This is a genomic window from Kitasatospora sp. NBC_01302 (assembly GCF_035976515.1).
Lineage (GTDB): Bacteria > Actinomycetota > Actinomycetes > Streptomycetales > Streptomycetaceae > Kitasatospora.
Map to the genome: position 1 here is coordinate 7,053,464 of NZ_CP108404.1, position 18,627 is coordinate 7,072,090.

The 18,627-nt window shown below is 71.8% G+C and carries 9 protein-coding genes; 2 read left to right on the forward strand and 7 right to left on the reverse strand.

Annotated features, from left to right (window positions below):
- Positions 1–345: 345 nt before the first annotated feature.
- The 3 genes from OG294_RS31010 to OG294_RS31020 all read right to left on the reverse strand — a co-directional run bounded on the left by OG294_RS31010 (position 346) and on the right by OG294_RS31020 (position 4,632).
- Positions 346–741 (reverse strand): DUF3224 domain-containing protein, encoded by a 396-nt coding sequence (locus tag OG294_RS31010; protein ID WP_327069859.1) that lies wholly within the window; start codon positions 739–741, stop codon positions 346–348.
- A 63-nt stretch (positions 742–804) separates the two neighbouring features.
- Positions 805–1,029 (reverse strand): DUF397 domain-containing protein, encoded by a 225-nt coding sequence (locus OG294_RS31015; RefSeq protein WP_327069860.1) that lies wholly within the window; start codon positions 1,027–1,029, stop codon positions 805–807.
- A gap of 519 nt (positions 1,030–1,548) precedes the next feature.
- Complete coding sequence (locus OG294_RS31020) at positions 1,549–4,632, reverse strand: AfsR/SARP family transcriptional regulator (protein WP_327069861.1); 3,084 nt, start codon at positions 4,630–4,632, stop codon at positions 1,549–1,551.
- A 210-nt stretch (positions 4,633–4,842) separates the two neighbouring features.
- Here OG294_RS31020 and OG294_RS31025 point away from each other — a divergent pair, with 210 nt between their 5' ends.
- On the forward strand, positions 4,843–7,047 hold the full coding sequence (locus OG294_RS31025) for a tetratricopeptide repeat protein (protein ID WP_327069862.1): 2,205 nt from the start codon (positions 4,843–4,845) through the stop codon (positions 7,045–7,047).
- A 487-nt stretch (positions 7,048–7,534) separates the two neighbouring features.
- Here OG294_RS31025 and OG294_RS31030 read toward each other — a convergent pair whose 3' ends face one another.
- The 3 genes from OG294_RS31030 to OG294_RS31040 all read right to left on the reverse strand — a co-directional run bounded on the left by OG294_RS31030 (position 7,535) and on the right by OG294_RS31040 (position 13,491).
- Entirely contained in the window at positions 7,535–8,749 is a 1,215-nt protein-coding gene (locus OG294_RS31030) for a hypothetical protein (protein WP_327069863.1), read from the reverse strand.
- 185 nt (positions 8,750–8,934) lie between these two features.
- Positions 8,935–9,894 (reverse strand): deoxyribonuclease IV, encoded by a 960-nt coding sequence (locus tag OG294_RS31035; protein ID WP_327069864.1) that lies wholly within the window; start codon positions 9,892–9,894, stop codon positions 8,935–8,937.
- A 105-nt stretch (positions 9,895–9,999) separates the two neighbouring features.
- Positions 10,000–13,491: a S8 family serine peptidase gene (locus OG294_RS31040; RefSeq protein WP_327069865.1), complete on the reverse strand. Its 3,492-nt coding sequence runs from the start codon at positions 13,489–13,491 to the stop codon at positions 10,000–10,002.
- Positions 13,492–13,855: 364 nt separating this feature from the next.
- Here OG294_RS31040 and OG294_RS31045 point away from each other — a divergent pair, with 364 nt between their 5' ends.
- Complete coding sequence (locus OG294_RS31045) at positions 13,856–15,391, forward strand: fatty acyl-CoA synthetase (protein WP_327069866.1); 1,536 nt, start codon at positions 13,856–13,858, stop codon at positions 15,389–15,391.
- A gap of 29 nt (positions 15,392–15,420) precedes the next feature.
- On the opposite strand, the gene OG294_RS31050 is transcribed toward OG294_RS31045, so the two are convergent.
- Positions 15,421–18,522, reverse strand: coding sequence for a SpoIIE family protein phosphatase (locus tag OG294_RS31050; protein WP_327069867.1), 3,102 nt, complete (start codon positions 18,520–18,522; stop codon positions 15,421–15,423).
- Positions 18,523–18,627: the final 105 nt, after the last annotated feature.

Sequence of the window (18,627 nt, forward strand, 5' to 3'; positions counted from 1 at the left end):
GGTGTAGTACTTCGGCGGGTCCTCGACTGTCCACCCATTCCGGTGAAAAAGCTCCAGAACCTGCTGATGATCTTTGGTGTGCTTCTTCCAGTACCCCACACGACCCTCGGCTCACTCTTGGCGGGCCCGCAAAGTCTACGGAGCCGTGACCCGGATCACCAGCGGCTTGTGTGAGATACGCCCGATGATAACCGGGTGCGTCAAGAGACGCCGGTCACAGCCTGCGTACGCAGCAGCGCTGGCCCCGGGGTCTGGCGTGGACTCTCCACGCTTCCCCCTGCCGCTTTCCGCGGCACCGCCGGGCGCGTGTGCCTGCCGACGTCATCACCATCACGCCCCTGGAAGTCAGTCCAACGCGTACTCCAGGACGTAGGAGTGGCTGCTGTCCCCGGACTGGATGATCTCGAAGCTGCCCGTGATCCCCACGAGCTCCCCGGCCCCCGTCCCAGGAACGACCTGGATCGCCAGCCGCTCCCCATGGCTGCCGGGCGCGCTGTGCTGCAGGACGAAGGAGCCCACCCGGCCGTCCACTTCTCCCGTGAACCGCTCCACGGCCACGTAGGCGGCGGGATTGCCCTCGACGTCGGCCACCGACAGCATCGCCACCGTGCTCGTCCCGTTCAGGCTGCCCTGGAACGACTTGCTGATCCGCACCCGCCCAAGCGCGGCCCCGGGCCCCTCGTCGAGCACCTCCGGCTCGAACGAGGTGAGCTCGAACGTCCCCTTGGCCTGCATGCCCATCGCACATCCTCCGCATCGTGATCGCTGCACTCGCGCGGGAGTCTCCCACGCGGCACCGACACGTCAGGCGAGCGGAAGAGCGCCAGCCCTGACGCACGCGACGAAGGCCGACCAGGCGTCGGCGGTGAAGACGAGCGCCGGGTCCTGGGGGTTCTTCGAGTCGCGGACGGGCATGATGTCCCGGAAACCGTCGGCAACCTCGATGCAGTTGCCCTGGTCAGCGCTGAACTTGCTCTTCCGCCACACGGCATAGCGCAGATCCTGGCTGCCTTGTGCACTGTGCTTCACTCGGACTCCTTTGCAAGAGGGCCGAGAGGGCGGGGCCGGTGGTCTCGGCCGAGCACCCCGCCATTCGGGATGGGGGACCGTAGGGTCGGACTCTGAGCTGGGCCAGGCTCGCGGGCTCCTCCCGTGCGGGGTGCGGGAGGAGCCCGTTTTGCGTCACATCCAGAACACTGTTTCCTGGGTGCGCATCCGTGTCACGCCAACGGCGGCAGACAGATCAGCTGCTGGCGGCTGATGTGCGAGTGTGACCGCCATGGGGTGCGTGATGGTGCTCGCGGCTCCCAGTGGTGCAGTGCTGATGGTACCCACAGTCACTACCCCGAGTATGAGGGCAGTGCTGACAAAGAGTCTCAACTGGCTTGCTCCATATGCACGTATCCATCTCATCATCCTGACTGATCGTCAGAACGTTGGGATTAACGTACAGAGCTGTCACCCCCTGGGGCAAATGGGGATATGGTGAAGCACGACCCGGGTGAGGCGGCTGGGAAAGTAATATAAAGCTATCGCTGTTTGGCATGCTCAGAGCGCCCGATGCTGCTCGCCCTTGGGATTTCCGTTGCTGTGGTCACGAAGTTCGGCCAACGCGGTGCGCGCCTGGGCCTCCTCCACCGGCGCCTGGATCCGTGCGGCAAGATCAGCGGCTGCCAGGAGGTGCCGCCGCGCGGACTCATCGTGACCCAGCTGTGCCTCGGCAAGTCCGAGGCCCAGAAGTGCGGCTGCCTGCTTGTGGTCGGCACCGATGCGGCTGGCCAGGGTCAATGCTTCGCTGTGCAGCGCTGCGGCCATCCGCGGGTGCTCGGCCCGCTGGTGGAGGTTGCCGAGGGTGATCATCCCCTCGGCTTGGTTCCAACGGTCACCCGCGCTTCGAAACGTCGTCAGTGCCGACTCCTGAAGCGTGCGCGCTTGATCAAGGTCAGCAGGCAGTCGGGTGGTTGCCACCAGGTTGTTCTGGATCATGGCGATCTCCAGCTCGGAAAGCACACCGGTGCCGGTGGACAAGGAACGCTTGAAGGTCGCATGTGCTGTCGCGGTGTCACCGGATTTCGACTGGGCATAGCCAAGGTTGTTGAGCAGCTGTGCGGAAAGCCGTGAGTTCCCGGCTGCATGGAATCCGGCCAACGCGTCGTCGAGAGCGGCGATCGCCCGCTCCTGCTGACCCATGTGCATGAAGGAGATGCCGATGTTGTTGATGATCCGATCACGTTGCCGCTGGTTTCCGGTGCGCTGGTTGGCGGCGAGCGCCTCGTGTTGGAGTTCCAGCGCGATCAACTGGTCACCCTCTCGGGCATGCCGCATCCCGCGCTGATTGAGTGCCTCCGCCACACCCTCCACGTCATGCGCCGCTCTCGCGAGTCTCAGTGCTCTTGCCGTGATCGCATCCGCCTGCGGGTACTGCGTGCCGCGCTGGTGGGCATAGGCCAGATCCAGCAGGGCCCGCACCTCGGCCTGCTGCTCGCCCGTCGCGTGCCAGAACTCGGCAGCGGCCTGGTGGAGGCGTACGGAGTCGACCCAGAAGCATTCGGCGTCAAGGAAGCCGGCCAGTAGGTGGGTGAGGCGGAACGCGTCGGCTCGGTTGTCATCGTTCACGGCACGTTGCTGGATCGCCAGCAGACTTGCCTGCTCGTTGAGAAGCCAACGGCGCGCCTGTGCAGGCGAGTTCCACGACAGGCCCGTCGCCGGACCGGGTGGCAGGTCGGCGAAGTGGAGCCGCAGCCGGTGCGGATAGAGCAGCCGGTCGGCATGGTCCGTCGCGCACAGGGCGTACGCGGTGAGCCGGTTCGCTGCCGAGGCCCGCTCCTCGGTCGAACTCTCCGACTCGGCCAGGCTCGCTGCGAAGGCGCCCAACAGGTCGTGAAAGGCGTAGGACTCGAAGCTGGGCTCCTGGATCAGATGGGAGTCGAGAAGTGCTTCGAGCGCACGCTCGGACTGCCGCAGCGGGGAGCCCAGCAGCGCTGCCGCGGCGAACTGGTCGAACCGCGGGCCGGGATGGAGTCCGAGGAGCCGGAAGGCGCGCTGGTGATCGGTACTGAGGGCGCGATAGGAGAGAGCGAGATGGATCGTCAGATCATTTTCCTTGTAGTGGAATTCATCGATCAGTGAGGAGGTGGTGGACAGGCGTTGCGCGAGGTGTTGGAGGGTCCAGGCCGCCCGAGACCGGAAGCGGGTCGCAAGGATTTCGACTGCCAGAGGCAGGTAGCCGGTGCGGGCGACAATCTCCCGGACGATCTCCTGGTCGGCTGCCCGTTCGCCCACCAGCCGCTGGAAGAGCTCGACCGCGCTCGCAATCGTCAGAAGGCCCACGCCGTGCTGGTGGACTGCGGGGAGTTCACTGAGATTCACTCGACTGGTGAGGATCAGCAGCGAGTTCGCGTCCGCTGGGATCAACTGTCGTACCTGGTCCGCGTGGGCGACGTTGTCCAGCACGATCACATAGCGGCGCTCCGCCAGCATCCGCAGCCAGAGGTCGACGCGCTGCTCATGGTCGGCGGGCAGCCTCGTCAGCGGCACCCCGATGGCCCGTAGCACCTCCATTACCGCGCCCTCGGCGGTCAGCGGCTGCCGGGTGGCGGAGAAGCCGTGCAGCGAGACCAGGAACTGCCCCTCGGGGAAGAGATCGCGTAGCCGCTCGGCGAGATGGCGGGCCAGCATGGACTTCCCCACTCCGCCGGTGCCCGTGATGGCGACGGTTCGCGTGTGGCTGGAACCTGTGACCGCGCGGACCAGGTCCGCCAGGTCCTGTTCGCGCCCGACGAGGGGTTGTAACTGCGGTAGCCGCGACGGTGTGGGGGCCGGTGCCGGCGCTTTCGCGGCCAGGTTCCGTGCCCTCGGCACCAGCCGCTCCGCTGGTGTTCCGTCCAGGATTTGCGCGTGCAGCTCGGTCAGCTCATGCCCGGGGGCGGTGCCCAGGTGTTGGTCGAGGGTCCGGCGGGTGGCCCGGTACCGGGCCAGCGCTTCGCCCTGGCGGCCGGCGCCGTGCAGGGCGAGCATCAACCGGGCCACCAGGGTCTGGTGGGTCGGATGTGCGGCGACCAGCGGGGCAAGATCCGTCACGAGCTCGGCGAAGTGGCCCATCCGCATGCCGACTTCGGCATGGGTGACCGCAGCGGCCAGGTGCTCGTCCGTGAGGGTGGCGCGGGCGGCGCTGGCCCACTCGCCGCGCAGGCCGGCCAGGGGATCGCCGGCCCACAGGGTGGCGGCTTGGGTCAGGAGCGTCAAAGCGGTGACGTCGTCGCCGTGTTCGGCGGCGTCGCGGGCGCGCTGGGTCAGGCGGCGGAAGCGGTGGTAGTCGACGATGCCGGGGTCGACTTCGAGGGTGTAGGCATGGCCGCGGGAGAGGATCAGCGGCGCGGGGCAGCCGCCCCCACCCTTCGCGGCATTGTTCAGGAGCCTGCGGAGCTTGGAGATGTTGGAGTGCACGCCGCCTGCCGGGTCGGTGGGCAGGTGGGAGTCCCAGAGCCGGTCGGCCAAGGTGTCCAGGGACAGCGGACGTCCGGCGTCCCAGGCGAGCGCTGCCAGCAGGCAGCGCACCTTTTCCGGGCTGACCGCGAACGCCGCGCGGCCGACCAGGAGTTCGACCGTTCCCAGGAGTCGTACTTCCAGCAAGATGCTCCTCCTCTGGTCGGTTGCCGCCCGTGCCCCGCATGTGCTCATGACAGATTGGAGGGCGGCCAGGGCAATAGCACGAGTGGTAGCGGGGTAGAGGACACTGCATCACCTCTTTCGAGTTGAGAAAAGCATTAGGCCGGAATCGACTGAACGGAGCAGTAACTGATGAACGGTTGATCGGCAAATGAGTGATCTGGGGGGTAACTCATGGGAACAATCGAAGACGAGAGCGCGACCCGCAACCTCATCACCGGCGCCGCCCGCATCAGCGGCGGGGTGATCCAGGCCGGCGCCATCCACGGCACGGTCCACCTGCACGGCGCCGGGCCTGCCGCCGCACCGCCGCCGGTGCCACAACAACTGCCGCCGCCCACTGGCCCCTTCGTCGGCCGCCGGGCCGAATTGGCGGCCCTGGGGGAGCTGCGCGGCGGGCCGGCCGACTGCCGCCGGCTGATCGTGGTGAACGGCCCCGCGGGGGTCGGCAAGACGGCGCTGGTCCTCGCATGGGTGCGCTCGCTGGCCGCCGACTGTCCGGACGGCCTCCTCTACGCCGACCTGCGCGGCCACGCACCCGGCGGTCCGGCGCCGACCGGGGAGACGCTCGGGGCGCTCCTGCGCGCGTTCGGGGTCGAGCGGGTGCCCGGGGCGCCGGCCGAGGCCGCCGCGCTGTGGCGGTCCGTCAGTGCCGGTCGGCGGATCGCCCTGGTGCTCGACAACGCACTCACCGCCGCCCAGGTGCGCCAGCTGCTGCCCGGTTCGCAGAGCGCGCTGGTGGTGGTCGCCAGCCGCAACCGGCTCTCCGGGCTGGGGGTGGACGGCGCGGTGTTCCAGCCGCTGGGGCTGCTGGACGAGTCGGCCGCCGCCGAGATCCTGACCCGTCGGATCGGTCCGGCACGGGCCGGGCGCGAGCCCGAGGCGGTGCGCGAGGTGGCGGCGCACTGCGGGGGACTGGCGCTCGCCGTCTCGCTGGTCGCCGCCCGGGTGGCCGCCCGGCCCCGGCTCACCCTGGCGGCCACCGCCGCCTCCCTCGCGAGTGACAGCGAGCGGCTGACCGCCCTGCGGGTGGACGGGGAACCCGCGGTGCGCAGTGCGCTGGACGCCTCCTGCGGCGGCCTGGTGCCCGGGGTCCGTCGGCTCTACCAACTGCTCGGCCTGCTCCCGTTCACCGATTTCAGCACCGACGACGCGGCGGTGCTCACCGGAGCCGCCTTCGCGGACGCGGACGCCCTGCTCGACGAACTGGCCGAGGCGAACCTGATCGAGGACCTGGGGACCGGCCGCTTCCGCTTCCACGACCTGGTCCGGCTGCACGCGCGGGACCAGGTGCGAGGAGAGCTGGCGAAGGACGAGCAGGACGCGGTCCTGCGCCGGATACTCGAGTGGTACCTCGCCACTGCCACCGCGGCCGAGCGGCTGCTCACGCCCAACCACGCCACCCTGAGGCGCGATCACACCTGCCCGCCCGCTGCCCCGCCGTTCGGGGCGGCGGACTCCCAGGCCGCACTGCGCTGGCTGGACCTGGAGCGCGGCCACCTGCTGGAAGGCGTCCGGGCAGCGGCGGCGCACGGCTGGTTCCCGCTCGGTTGGCAGCTGGTCGACGCGATGTATCCCCTCTTCCACCGCCTGCGGGCCTTCGAACTCCAGGACGAGGCGCACCGGTTGGGGCTGGCGGCAGCCCGCAGGGCGGATGATCCGGCGGCGCTGGCGAGGATGCTGACCGATGGTGGCGGCCGGTTGCGCAACCTCGGCCGGCCCGAGGAGGCGATCCGCCGCTACCAGGAGGCGCTGGAGCTGGCCCAGGCGGACGGTGACGCCAAGGCCGAGGCGCAGGCGCTGCACGGGATCGGCCAGGCGCACCTGCTCGCCGGGCGGCTCGCCGAGGCGACCCGGTGCTTCCGTGAGGATCTGGCGCTGCGGCTGTCCGTCGGCTACGCCCGCGGTGCCGCGCTGACCCGGGTGGTGCTCGGCGATGTCGCGCTCGCCCAGCGCCGACCCGACCTCGCGCTGCCCGAACTCACGGTCGCGTACCAGACGTTGATGGACATCGGTGAACCCTACGAGGCCGCCCGGGCGCTGGCCCACCTGGGCCGGGCGCACACCGCGCTCGGCGACCACCAGGCGGCCGAGCGGGTGCTCGACCAGGCCGCCGACCTGTTCCGCAGCACCGGATCGCCGACCTGGGAGGCCAGGACCCTGGAACTGCACGGAGAGCTGGCCGAGGCGCGCGAGGCCTCGCAGCAGGCCCTGGACTGCTACGAGGCCTCCCTGGCGCGCTACCAGGCGCTGGGCGCCCCCGACGTCCAGCGCCTGACGGCGAAGCTCGACCGCCTGCGCGAGGCGCCCCCCGCACCCGCGCCCGCACCCGAGCCCGCACCCGCGCCCGCGTCCGAGCCCGCCTCCGCACCCGACTGAGCGTTCATCCGCAGCGCGCCCCCGGGGGTGAGCAGCGCCACCGAGTGCAGCGCCCCCGGCGCCAGGCCGGCGACCAGCCAGGTGTGCAGCAGGGAGCCGAGCAGCGCGGCGGGCACCGGGCGATCACCGGGGCCGGGCAGCCAGCACAGGCTGGTCCCGGCCAGCCGGGTGCGCACCGCCCCGTCCGGCTGCCTGACCGCCACCACCAGGCAGCCGGGGTGGGCGGTCAGCAGCTCCGCCTCGCAGCCGGCGAAGCGGGGGCCGCCGTGCAGCACATCGGCCGGCTCGCGGCTGCCGGGGCCCGCCAGGTCGACGCTGAGGTGCTCGTCGACCACCCGGGGGCCCCGGTACGGCGCCGCGGCCGTCAACTGGGCCAGCAGCGGCGCCGCGTCGGCCCCCGCGGGCGGCTCCAGCTGGGCCAGCAGGCTGCTGCGGTCCGGACCGGCAGGGGTGAGGGCCACCCTCACCTGGCCGTCCAACACGCCGTTCATCGGGCCTCCTTCGAGTCGAGCCTCTTGGGCGGCTCCAGCGGCTCGGTCTCCGGCCGGTGCGCGGGTTCGCCCAACTCCAGGATCCGGTAGAGCAGTCGGCGCATGTTGGGATTGAAGGCGCCGGGTTCGGAGGAGATCCGGGCCGCGATCGCCGCGTACTCCTCGGGGCGGTACTGCTCGGCAGCGTACGCCAGTTGCTCGGTCAGCGGCCGGGTCGGGGACAGGGACGGCGCGGTGCGGGCGAGTTGCGCGCCAGGGGAGTTCTGGTTGACGGTGCGGAACGGGTACTGCGAGATCAGGATCGGCGCGCCGGTCATCGTCCCGTAGAGCGTGACCGAACCGTGGTCGCCGAGGATGTAGTCGGCCGCGATCAGCAGCGGTCGCCAGTCGGACTCCGGTGCCAGCAGCGGCAGCCGCCCGCCCGCGCCGTCGGCCAGCCATGACCTGACCTGCCAACCCCCGTGGCCGGACCAGACATTGGGGTGGACGAGCAGTGCGGCCCGGCAGCCCTCGGGCAGTTCGGTGAGCAGCCGGGGCAGCAGCGAGTCGAGCCGGTGGAACGCCGAGCCCAGGCCCCAGGTGGAGCAGACCAGGACGAACCGCTCGTCCTCGCGCAGCCCGAGCGCCCGGCGGTAGGCGGCCCGGTGCGGCAGGCCGGCCGCCAGCCGGTCGTAACTGGCGTCGCCCACCACCTCGGTGATCGGCAGCGCCTCGGGGCAGGAGTGCGCCAGGGTGTCCAGGTCCTCGCTGTGCGCGACGGCGAAGGCCCGGGGCACCACCTTGCCGTCCCAGGTCAGGTAGCCGCGGCCGAGGCCCCCGATGCTGCCCTCGGCGGCGTCGCCGCGCCGGGACATCTTGATGTGGCCCGCGCCGTGCGGCAGTCGGACCAGCGGCCCGCGCAGCTGCTCCATGCCCTGCGAGCCGGCGGTCAGGATCAGGTCGAACTCGGTCGCGACGGCGCGCTCCCAGGGGAGCACGGTGCCGCCCAGCTCGGCGAGCACCCGTTCGGTGCCGTCGTTGAAGGCGTGCGGGGCGACGGTGAAGACCACGCTGACCCGCAGATCGGCGCGGAAGAGCACGAGCAGGTCTTTGATCCGCATCCCGTAGACCAGGGTGTGGATGACGACCAGGACCTTCTTGCAGTCGGGTACGGTCGCCCACTGGCCGGGATCGCGGTGCACCGGGCGGGACGGCGTCTGAACCGACGACATGGTCAATTCCCCCTTGAAGCATGGAAGTTCAGCCGCTGTGCGGCGGCCGAAGGAGGCCTTCCTGGGTGGGCTGGCGAAAGCCCTGCCGGACCCTTGCAGAATTCCTGCACCGCAGGTGCGGTGCGGGCGCGAACCGGTGCGCGGGGGAGGCGAAAGGGTGGTCGGGGAGGCGAAACGGCGGTCGGTCAGCGCGCCGGTGGGGCGCCGGCTGCCGCGCGCAGCTCCTTGAGCCGGGCCACGTCGGCGGCGTGGCCGAAGCCGGGGGCGGCGCTGCGGTCGGGCGTCTCCAGGATCAGCGGGACCCCGGCGGTGTCCGGGTGCGCGAGCAGCTCGCGGAAGGCGCCTGTGCCGATGTGCCCGTCGCCGATGTTGGCGTGCTGGTCCTTGCGGGCGCCCACCACGTCCTTGGAGTCGTTGGCGTGGATCAGCCGCAGCCGCCCGGGGCCGATCGCGGCGGTCAGCGCGTCCAGTGCCTGCCCGACGCCGCCGGGGGCCGCCAGGTCGTGCCCGGCGGCGAAGGCGTGGCAGGTGTCCAGGCAGACCCCGACCCGGGGGTGGTGGTCCAGCGCCTCGGCGTACTCGGCCAGCTCCTCCAGCCGGGAGCAGAGCGAGCGGCCCTGTCCGGCGGTGGGTTCCAGCAGCAGCCAGGGCGCGTCCTCGCCGAGGCGGTCCAGCTCGGCCAGCAGCGGGCGCAGGTCGTCGCGGACCTGGGCCATCGCCTCGGCGCGCCGCGAGGAGCCGTCGGCGGCGGTGCCGACCGCCGAGCCGGTGTGCACGACCACGCCGAGCGCGCCGATCGCCCGGCCGCGCAGCAGCGAGTGGCGCAGCGAGGCGGTGGAGCGCTCGCGGGTGGCGGGGCTGTCCGAGCCGAAGTTGATCAGGTAGGGGGCGTGCACGTAGGCGGGGATGCCGCGCTCGGCGCAGGCCGCCCTGAAGGCCTCGTCCTGCGCGGGGTCGCCGGCCGGGGTGGCCCAGCCGCGCGGGTTGGCGACGAAGACCTGCACGGCCTCGCCCCCGATCTGCTCCAGGTAGGCGAGCCCGGTGCCGACCAGCCCGCGCCCGGCCACCGGCACGTGCGCGCCGATCGGGTTGCGGAGGAGGGCCTGGACGCCTGCCGGGGCACCGGTCTGAGCTGGGGGATTCACCCCACGAGGGTGCCACACCCGCCGCGGGACGAACGACCGAGGCCGCCCCCGCAGCAGCGGGGACGGCCTCGGCCTCTACCGATCAGGCGTCATCGACGCCCGGCATCAGTTGACGGTGTAGCTGTACGGGATCTGGGCCAGGACCGACCCGGTGATGCTGAGCGCGCTGTTCGCGACCGGGTTGGAGGCCGGGCCGGAGACCAGGTAGAGCACGCCGTGCACCTGGGTGCCCTTGGCGCCCTTGGGCGTCAGGGTGATCTGCAGGTTGCCGGTCGCACCGGGCTGGACGGCCACCGGGGTGACGGCCGGCGCGGTGGCGTTGAAGGCGGCGGCGTACGGGTCACCGGTGCTGGAGGTCAGCGCCGGGTCGAACGCCAGGGTGTGCGCGGAGGCGGACACCGTGGAGCTGCCCGCGGGGGCGCCGGTGGTCGGGAACGGGCCGATCTGCTGGACGTAGGTGCCCCACAGACCCGGGACGATCGGCTGCGAGGCGCTGCCGCTGTCCTGGACGACCGAGACGGTCGAGCCGTTCTGCGCCCGCTTCAGGTCGCCGAACAGGTCGGGCGAGGCGGTCGGGCCGCTGAACTCGAGCTGCGCCGGCGTGGTGGAGGCGGCCACCGTGGTCACCTTGTCGGTGCCCGGGGGAACCATGAAGGTGGGGGTCACGGTGCTGGTGCTCTGCGGCAGCGCGATCGTGGCCGAGGCGCCGATCGGGAGCAGCGGCAGGTCGACGCGGTTGTTCAGACGACCGTCGGCCTGCAGCTGCTGCACGGCGGCGGTGTTGTTGGTGTACTGCACGTTGACGGTGACCGGCTTGCCGGCCGCCAGCTTGGTCTTGGTGTTGTTCGGCAGGCCGGGCGCGGTGGCCTGGTCCTGGTCGAAGGCGACCTGGCCGTTGAAGGTCTGGCCGAGCTCGGCACCGCTGACCGGGTTGAGCACGTTGAGCACGAACCGCCAGCGGCCGGCGGCCGGGTTGACGGTGGTGGCCGAGACGCCGGCCGCGTAGGAGGCGATGTTGCCGGAACCGTCGAAGGCGACGTTGGTCTCGGCGTCGATCGGGGTGCCGTTGGGGCTGATCAGCACGCCCTGCATCACCAGGTTCGGGTCCTTGGCGACGGTCACGCCGACGCGCAGGTCCTTCTTGCCCGCCGGGACGTCGAAGGCCCAGGAGTTGGACTGTGCCGGCGAGGAGCTACGGGCGTTGCCACCGGTGATGGTGCCGGTGAAGGTGCCGCTGTTGCCGTTGAGCGGGACCAGGCTGCGCAGCACGACCGGGACGCTGGTGGTGGCGCCGTTGGAGCTGGCGACCACGACGTTCTCGGTGGTGTCGCCGCCGGTGGCCGGGGTGGTCACCTGCACGTGCAGCTTCTTGGTCTCACCGGGCTTGAGGTCGGTGACCTGCGGGCTGACCGAGCCGGCCGGGACCGCGCGCTGGGTGTAGGTGTCCAGCTGGACCGGGCCGGTGAAGCCGTTGGCGCCGACCGGGGTGTAGAGGATGCCGGTCCAGGTGCCCGCGGCCGGGTGCGGGACGTCCACGAAGCCGAAGTTGGCCGAGGTGGCGCCGCCCTGCGGACGGGTGTTGGTCTCGTAGCGGCCGGACGGGTCCAGCAGCGTCAGACGGACGACCGGGGTCACCACGTTGTTGCCGGACTTCTGCGCCGCGCCCTGCCACGCTATTGACGCGCCCAGGCGGTCGGCACCGGTCGGCACGTTGAAGGTGACCTTGTGCGCGACCCAGGGAGCGCCGTTGGTGGCGTACGGGAACTGCGGGTCGGTCGAGGAGTTGAGCGCGACCGTCTGCTTCGCGTCGCTCTGCGGCGCGAAGACGCGGGTCGAGGCGCTCACGGTCTGCGGCTTGGAGCTGGTGTTCACCACGGTGACGTCGGTGGTGTGGTCCGAGCCGGCCTGGCCGGTCACGGTGACCTGGCCGCTGGTGACCGCGACGGTGCTGCTGTCCTGCGAACCGGCCGGGCTCTGGTAGCCGCGGGCGGCCTCGACGGCGGCACGCACGTTCAGCAGACCGGCGCCCTGCTCCTCGGCCGGCAGGCCGAGGTCCGCGGCGGTGCCGGTGAGGAACTGCTTGACCAGCGCGGGCTTCGGGGAGGCGCCGTTGTGGCTGTCCCGGTAGGCCTGGATGACGTCGGCGGCAGCGCCGGCGGTCATCGGGGCGGCCTGGCTGGTGCCGCCGAAGGGCTGGATGCCCGATCCCTGGCCGTTGAAGTTGGTGCAGTCGGCGTAGGTGTTGTTGTCGGGGGAGCAGAGCGCCCAGTCCGACTCACCCGGGGCGACCAGGTCGATGGTGCGCCCGGCCTGGGTGACACCGCCCGAGGACAGCGCCGAGATGCGGTTGTCGGCCCAGGTCCCGTTGGAGAACTGGAAGGCGCCGTAACCGGTCTGCGCGTAGTTCTGGTTGTCCGTCGAGGCACCGGCCGAGATGACGTTCGGGTCGGTCGCCGGGGTGCCGACGGTGCCGTTGACACCCGCGTCACCGCTGGAGACGGCGACGGTGACGCCCGCGGCGACGGCCATGTCGTTGAAGAGCGAGATGGTGTCGTGCGCGCCGCTGTCCGGGGTGATGTTGCTGCCGAACGACTCGTTGAGCACGTCGACGTGCGCGACCGAGACCGCGTAGTCGATCGACTGCAGGATCGCGGAGTTCGGGAGCAGCTCGCCACCGGCCTTGAGGGCGACCAGCGAGGCGCCCGGGGCGATGCCCTCGACGCGGATGTTGCAGCCGGCCGGCAGCGGGTGGCTCGGGTTCACGAACTTCGACAGGTCGTAGGTCTGGCGGCCCTGGGCGATCATCGCCGAGGCGTCGCCGAAGGCCTCGCCGCCACCGGAGGGGGCGAAGAAGCCGTCACCCGAGAAGTCCTTGTAGTCCACCACGGCGTGCGAGCCGTCGGGGCGGATGAAGTCCGGGTTGTTGGGGTCCAGACCGTCGGCGATGTAGGCGACCTTGACGCCCTTGCCGTCGGCGATCTCGTGCGCGCCGGGCTGACCGGGGGTGCTCTCGGCGTGCGTCGAGTACAGCGCCTCGGGCTCGAGCAGCGGCTTGGACGGGTCGCTCGGGCAGACCGCGTTCGGGTCGTACGAGTCGCCCTTGGTGTCCGGGGCGGCGACCTTCGCGTTCGACGTGCCGCCGGTGGGGGCGGTGGTGCCGGCGGTGTCCTGGTCGGCACCGGGCTTGGGCGCCGGCGGGGCGACCTTGATGGTCTGGTCGTCGACGACCGAGGCGACGGCCGGGTTGGCGGCCAGCTGCGCCCGCAGGGCGGGGCTGACGGTGGCCGAGAAGGCGTTGCCGACCACGAAGCTCTTGACGTCGGTGCCGCCGGACTTCTTCACCTGGTCCAGCAGCGGGGCCTGGGCCTTGGCGGCGTCCTGCTTGCGCGCGTCCAGGTGACCGGCGTCGGCCGGGGTGCTGGAGAGCTGGTCCTTCAGAATCACGATCACCGGAGCCGGCGCGCCGCTCTCCGAAGCCGCTTGGGCGTTCGGGGCGGGAACTGCCGGGGCGCCCATGGCGTTGGTCCCAAAAGCGAGGACCACGGATGCGGCGGTGAGGGTGACGGCTGCGAGCTGCGACTTGCGCCAGCCGATCATGAACATCCCTTCGTCTGATAAGACGTCAGGGGGCGCGGCCAGACCGCGCGTACCGGGGTCGGACGCACGCGTGCTTCTGGAACGCCCGTCCCGACAAGCTCACGCATTTCATCGTGTCGAAGCCCGCCACGACAAGGGGTTGACACCTGGTGTGGGTTTCGTTAATCGGGGAGTGATGTCCGATAGACGGACAATCGCAGATAGGAGGCCCTGTCACGGCTCGACGCGCCGTGAGTTTTTTATGAAGATCACAAGATTGTGATGTTTGAACCTCGATGTACGCTGACCGAATGTCAGGTCAAGCAAGAGTAAAGGACGGCCTGACGTGGCGTCACGCACAGCTCGCCAGGACATACCCACCGGCATGAACCTGACTCATCCGAGTACCGTTCCGGACGTTTTGCGCCGCTCTGCGGCCCGGGTGCCCGAGCGGATCGCACTGCACTTCGCGGACCGCCGCTGGAGCTACCGGGAGCTGGACGCCGCCGTCACCCGGGCCGCCGCCGCACTGCTGGACCGCGGCCTGCGCGCGGGCGACCGGGTGGCCGCGCTCGGCCGCAACTCCGACGCCTACCTGATCCTCTTCCTCGCCTGCGGCCGGGCCGGGCTGGTGCACGTACCGGTCAACTACAACGCCACGACGGAGGAATTGCGGTATTTCGTCACCCAGTCCGGCAGCGCCCTGCTGCTGCACGACGCCGACTACACCGCCGCGGCGGCCGCGCTGGACCCGCTGCCCCGCGCGACCCTGGAGGAGCTGCGCGAGGCGGCCGCCGCGGGGCCGGTCCCCGCGCTCGACGTCCAGGTGCGGGACACCGACCTGGCCCAGCTGCTCTACACCTCCGGCACCACGGCTGCCCCCAAGGGCGCGATGATGACCCATCGGGCGCTGCTGCACGAGTACCTCTCCGCGATCACCGGCCTCGACCTGACCGAGCGGGACCGCCCGCTGCACGCGCTGCCGCTCTACCACTCCGCTCAGCTGCACGTCTTCCTGATGCCCCATCTGCTGCTCGGCGCGGAGAACCACCTGGTCGCCGCCCCCGACCCGGGCGAGCTGCTGGCCCTGCTCGCGGGGGAGCGGCTGACCAGCTTCTTCGCCCCGCCCACCGTCTGGGGCGCCGTCGCCGCCCACCCCGACTTCGCCGGCAGCGACCTCGGCGCACTGACCAAGGCCTACTACGGGGCCTCGGTCATGCCCGCCCCCGTGCTCGCGAAGCTCCGTCGGGCGCTGCCCGGAACCGGCTTCTACAACGCTTTCGGGCAGTCCGAGGCCGGCCCGCTGACCACGGTGCTGCGCCCGGAGGAGCACGCCGAGCGGCCCGACTCGGCCGGCCGCCCGGTGCTCTTCGTCAAGGTCAAGGTGGTGGACGAGAGCGGCGCCGAGGTCGGCCCGGACGTGGTCGGCGAGGTGCTCTACCGCTCCCCGCAGCTGTGCACCGGCTACTGGGGCAAGCCCGCCGAGACCGAAGCCGCCTTCCAGGGCGGCTGGTTCCACTCCGGCGACCTGGTGCGGCGCGACGCGCAGGGCTACCTCTTCGTGGTGGACCGGGTCAAGGACGTGATCAACACCGGTGGTGTGCTGGTCGCCTCCCGACAGGTGGAGGACGTGCTCTACGGGCACCCCGCGGTGGCCGAGGCGGCCGTGATCGGCGTGCCGCACCCGCGCTGGATCGAGGCGGTGACGGCCGTGGTGGTGCTCCGCGAGCCGGTCGGACCCGAGCACGAGCCGGCCCTCGCACAGGAGTTGATCGCCTTCGCACGCGAGCGGCTGCCCGCCTACAAGACGCCCAAGACGGTGCATTTCGTGGCAGGCCTGCCGAAGAACGCCTCCGGCAAGCTGCTCAAGCGCGAACTGCGCCAGCGCCTGACCGGATCGGCGGCGGGCTGGACGCGGTAGGAGAATCCGCCGGCAGGGCCCGCCCGCCCTCAGCCGGCGGTGCCGATCGGCAGCTCCAGCTCGAACCAGACCGCCTTGCCGAGCCGGGTGCTGCGGCTGCCCCAGCGGTGCGCCAGTTCGTTGACCAGGTGCATCCCGCGCCCGCCCTCGTCGTCGGAACGGGCCCGGCGAAGCCGCGGCGCGTGGCTGTCCACGTCGGAGACCTCCACGGTGAGCACGTGGTCGCGGAAGAGCCGCAGCTGGGTCGGCGCCCCGGCGTGCACCAGGGCGTTGGTGATCAGCTCGCTGGTCAGCAGCTCGGCCTGGTCGGTCAGCGCGGACAGCCCCCACGCGGACAGCGTGCGCCGGGCGAACCGCCGGGCGTGGCCGACCATCGCACGATCCCCGGTCAACGACAGGATGGCGAGCTGGTCCGGGCCGATCGGGTGCGAGCGGGCCATGATCACCGCGATGTCGTCCTCCCGGGAGCCGGTGACCAGCGAGGCGAGCACCGCGTCGCAGGAGCGCTCCAGCCCGCCGTGCTGCGCGGCCACCGTGGCGCGCAGCAGCTCGATGCCCTCGTCCAGGTCGCGGTCCCGCCGCTCGATCAGGCCGTCGGTGCAGAGCACCACCAGGCCCTGCGGGGGCAGTTCGAACTCCACGCTCTCGAACGGCACCCCGCCCACGCCCAGCGGCGCCCCGGTGGGCAGCTCGAGCACCCGCAGCGAACCGTCCGCCGCCGTCACCAGCGGCGGGACGTGGCCCGCGCAGGCGGCCGTGCAGGCCCGGTCCACCGGGTCGAGCACCACGCAGACGCAGGTCGCGTACTGGCCCTCGTCCGACCCGTCGCCGGCGGTGGTCGCCGCCTCGTCCAGGCGTCGCAGCACCCGGGCCGGGTCCATGTCCTGGGTGATCAACGTGCGGGCCGCGGTGCGCAACTGGCCCATGGTGGCAGCCGCGCGCAGCCCGTGCCCGGTGACGTCGCCGACCACCAGCGCCACCCGGCCGCAGGACAGCGGCACCACGTCGAACCAGTCGCCGCCCACCTCGTTGAGCTGGCTGGCCGGCAGGTAGCGGTAGGCGATCTCCAGGCCCGGCGGGTTGTGCACCCGCTGCGGCAGCAGGCTGCGCTGCAGGGTCAGCGCGGTGTCCCGCTCGCGCCGGTAGAGCCGGGCGTTGTCGATGCAGACCGCGGCCCGCGCGGCCAGCTCCTCGGCCAGCGCCACGTCCGCGGGGGTGAACGGCTCGGGGTTGCCCAGGCGCATGAACTCCGCGCCGCCCAGCACCCGCCCGCGGGCCAGCAGCGGGACCATCACGTAGGAGTGCAGGCCCGAGTCGAGGGCCGGCTGGATCCGGTCGGGGGAGGCCACGATCAGCGCCAGGTTCTCCTCGTTCACCTCCGCCACCAGGATCGAGCGCCCGGTGCGCAGGCTCTGCGCGTACAGCTTGGCCGACTCGGAGGTGCCGCCGACCGGATCGGCCGCCCCGGTCAGCAGGCCGTCGGGACCGAGTTCGCCGACCGCCACCGCCCGCATGGTGGCCGAGCCGGAGGGCGGCACGGTCGGCGTCTCGTCGCCGGCCAGCACCGCGTCCAGCAGGTCCACCGTGACGAAGTCGGCGAACCGGGGTATCACCACCTCCACCAACTCCTCGGCCGTGCGCGGCAGATCGAGCGTGGTGCCGATCCGCGAGCTGGCCTCGTTGAGCAGCGCCAGGCGCTGGGTGGCGCTGCGCACCTCGTCCAGCGCCCGGCGGCGGTCCTCGGCGGCCTCCCGCTCGCGGGTGAACAGCCGGGCGTTGTCGATCGCCACCGCCGCCCGGGAGGCCAGCTCGTCGCCCAGCGTGATGTCCGCCTCGGCGAACGACTCGCGCTCGCCGCGCCGGGAGTAGACCACCATGCCGAGCACCGTGCCGCGGGCGGTCAGCGGGGTGATCCGCACCGACCGCGAGCGGCGGCCGAGGAAGGCCCGCAGCGCGTCGCCGCGCAGCCGGGTGGTCAGCGGCGGCAGGTCCCAGGAGGGCACCACCACGGTGCGTCCGCCGTCCATCGCCCGGGCGTAGGGGGAGCTGGCGGCGATGGTGTAGACCTCGTCCACCGGCAGGATCTCGATCGGGTAGGACGGGTCGGCGCTGGCGATGGCGAGGCGGCGCACCCGGGGCGCGACCTGGTCCTCGTCCTCCGGTACGCCGCTGACCAGGTGCTCCAGCACGAAGACCCCGCTCAGGTCGGCCACCCGGGGCACCATCGCCTCGGCCAGCTCCCGGGCGGTGCGGCGCAGGTCCAGCGTGGTGCCGATCGAGGCGGTCGCGTCCACCAGCAGGGCCAGCCGCTCCTGCGCCTTGGCGGCGCGCGACTCCGCGAGGTAGCGCCCGGTGACGTCGACCACGGTCGAGCTGACCCCGAGCACCTCGCCCGGCGGTCCCTCGAGCCGGAAGTACGAGGCGGACCAGGCGTGTTCGTGTCCGGGATCGCCGGGCGTGCTGCCGTGCGAGCGGGCGTCCAGGACCGGCTCGCCGGTGGTCAGCACGTGGCGCATCACCGTCTCGATCTCGTCGGCGTTGAGTCCGGGCAGCAGCTCGGTGATCCGCCGGCCCAGGTGGTCGGCCACCGGCAGCCCGTTGATGGCGGCCAGTGCCTCGTTGAGCCGCACGAAGCGCAGTCGGTCGTCGTAGACCGCCATGCCCACCGGGGACTGGGTGAAGAACCCGTTCAGGATGGCGAGATCGCTCTGGATCCGGCGCAGCGAGGTGACGTCGGCGGCCAGCGCCAGCACCAGCGGCTGACCGTCGGGGGCGGTCAGCAGGTGGGTGCGGAACTCCAGGGTGATCAGGTGGCCGTCGCGGTGGCGCACCGGGGAGACCCCGGCCCAGTCGTGCCCGGCCAGGATGTGGGCGAAGAGCGCGAGCACCCGGGGGCGCAGCTCCTCGGGCACCAGCAGCTGGGCGGCGGGGGCGCCGATCGCCTCCTTCGCGGAGTAGCCGAGCAGTTCCTCGGCGTCGTGGCTCCAGTGCAGGATCCGGCCGTCGCTCTGCACCAGGGCGGTGGCGATCGGGAGCATCAGCAGGGCCTCGGGGCGGGTCGGGGCAGCACCGGCACCACCCCAGGGGTCGGGGTTCCGGCCCTGCCCACTGCCGTGCTCGACTTCGCCCATGGTCGACCATCCGCTCCGCGGCGCTGCCCGCCTGGCCATTTTCGCACCCCCGGCCGTGCCCAGCCTGGGCTCCGGTGGGGCCGGGCGGGCTCGGGTGCCAGGAGT

Bases quoted from the DNA above. Each gene is read 5' to 3' on its own strand.
- OG294_RS31010 (WP_327069859.1), bottom strand. From the start codon at position 741: ATGGGCATGCAGGCCAAGGGGACGTTCGAGCTCACCTCGTTCGAGCCG.
- OG294_RS31025 (WP_327069862.1), top strand. From the start codon at position 4,843: ATGGGAACAATCGAAGACGAGAGCGCGACCCGCAACCTCATCACCGGC.
- OG294_RS31030 (WP_327069863.1), bottom strand. From the start codon at position 8,749: ATGTCGTCGGTTCAGACGCCGTCCCGCCCGGTGCACCGCGATCCCGGC.
- OG294_RS31040 (WP_327069865.1), bottom strand. From the start codon at position 13,491: ATGATCGGCTGGCGCAAGTCGCAGCTCGCAGCCGTCACCCTCACCGCC.
- OG294_RS31045 (WP_327069866.1), top strand. From the start codon at position 13,856: ATGAACCTGACTCATCCGAGTACCGTTCCGGACGTTTTGCGCCGCTCT.
- OG294_RS31050 (WP_327069867.1), bottom strand. From the start codon at position 18,522: ATGGGCGAAGTCGAGCACGGCAGTGGGCAGGGCCGGAACCCCGACCCC.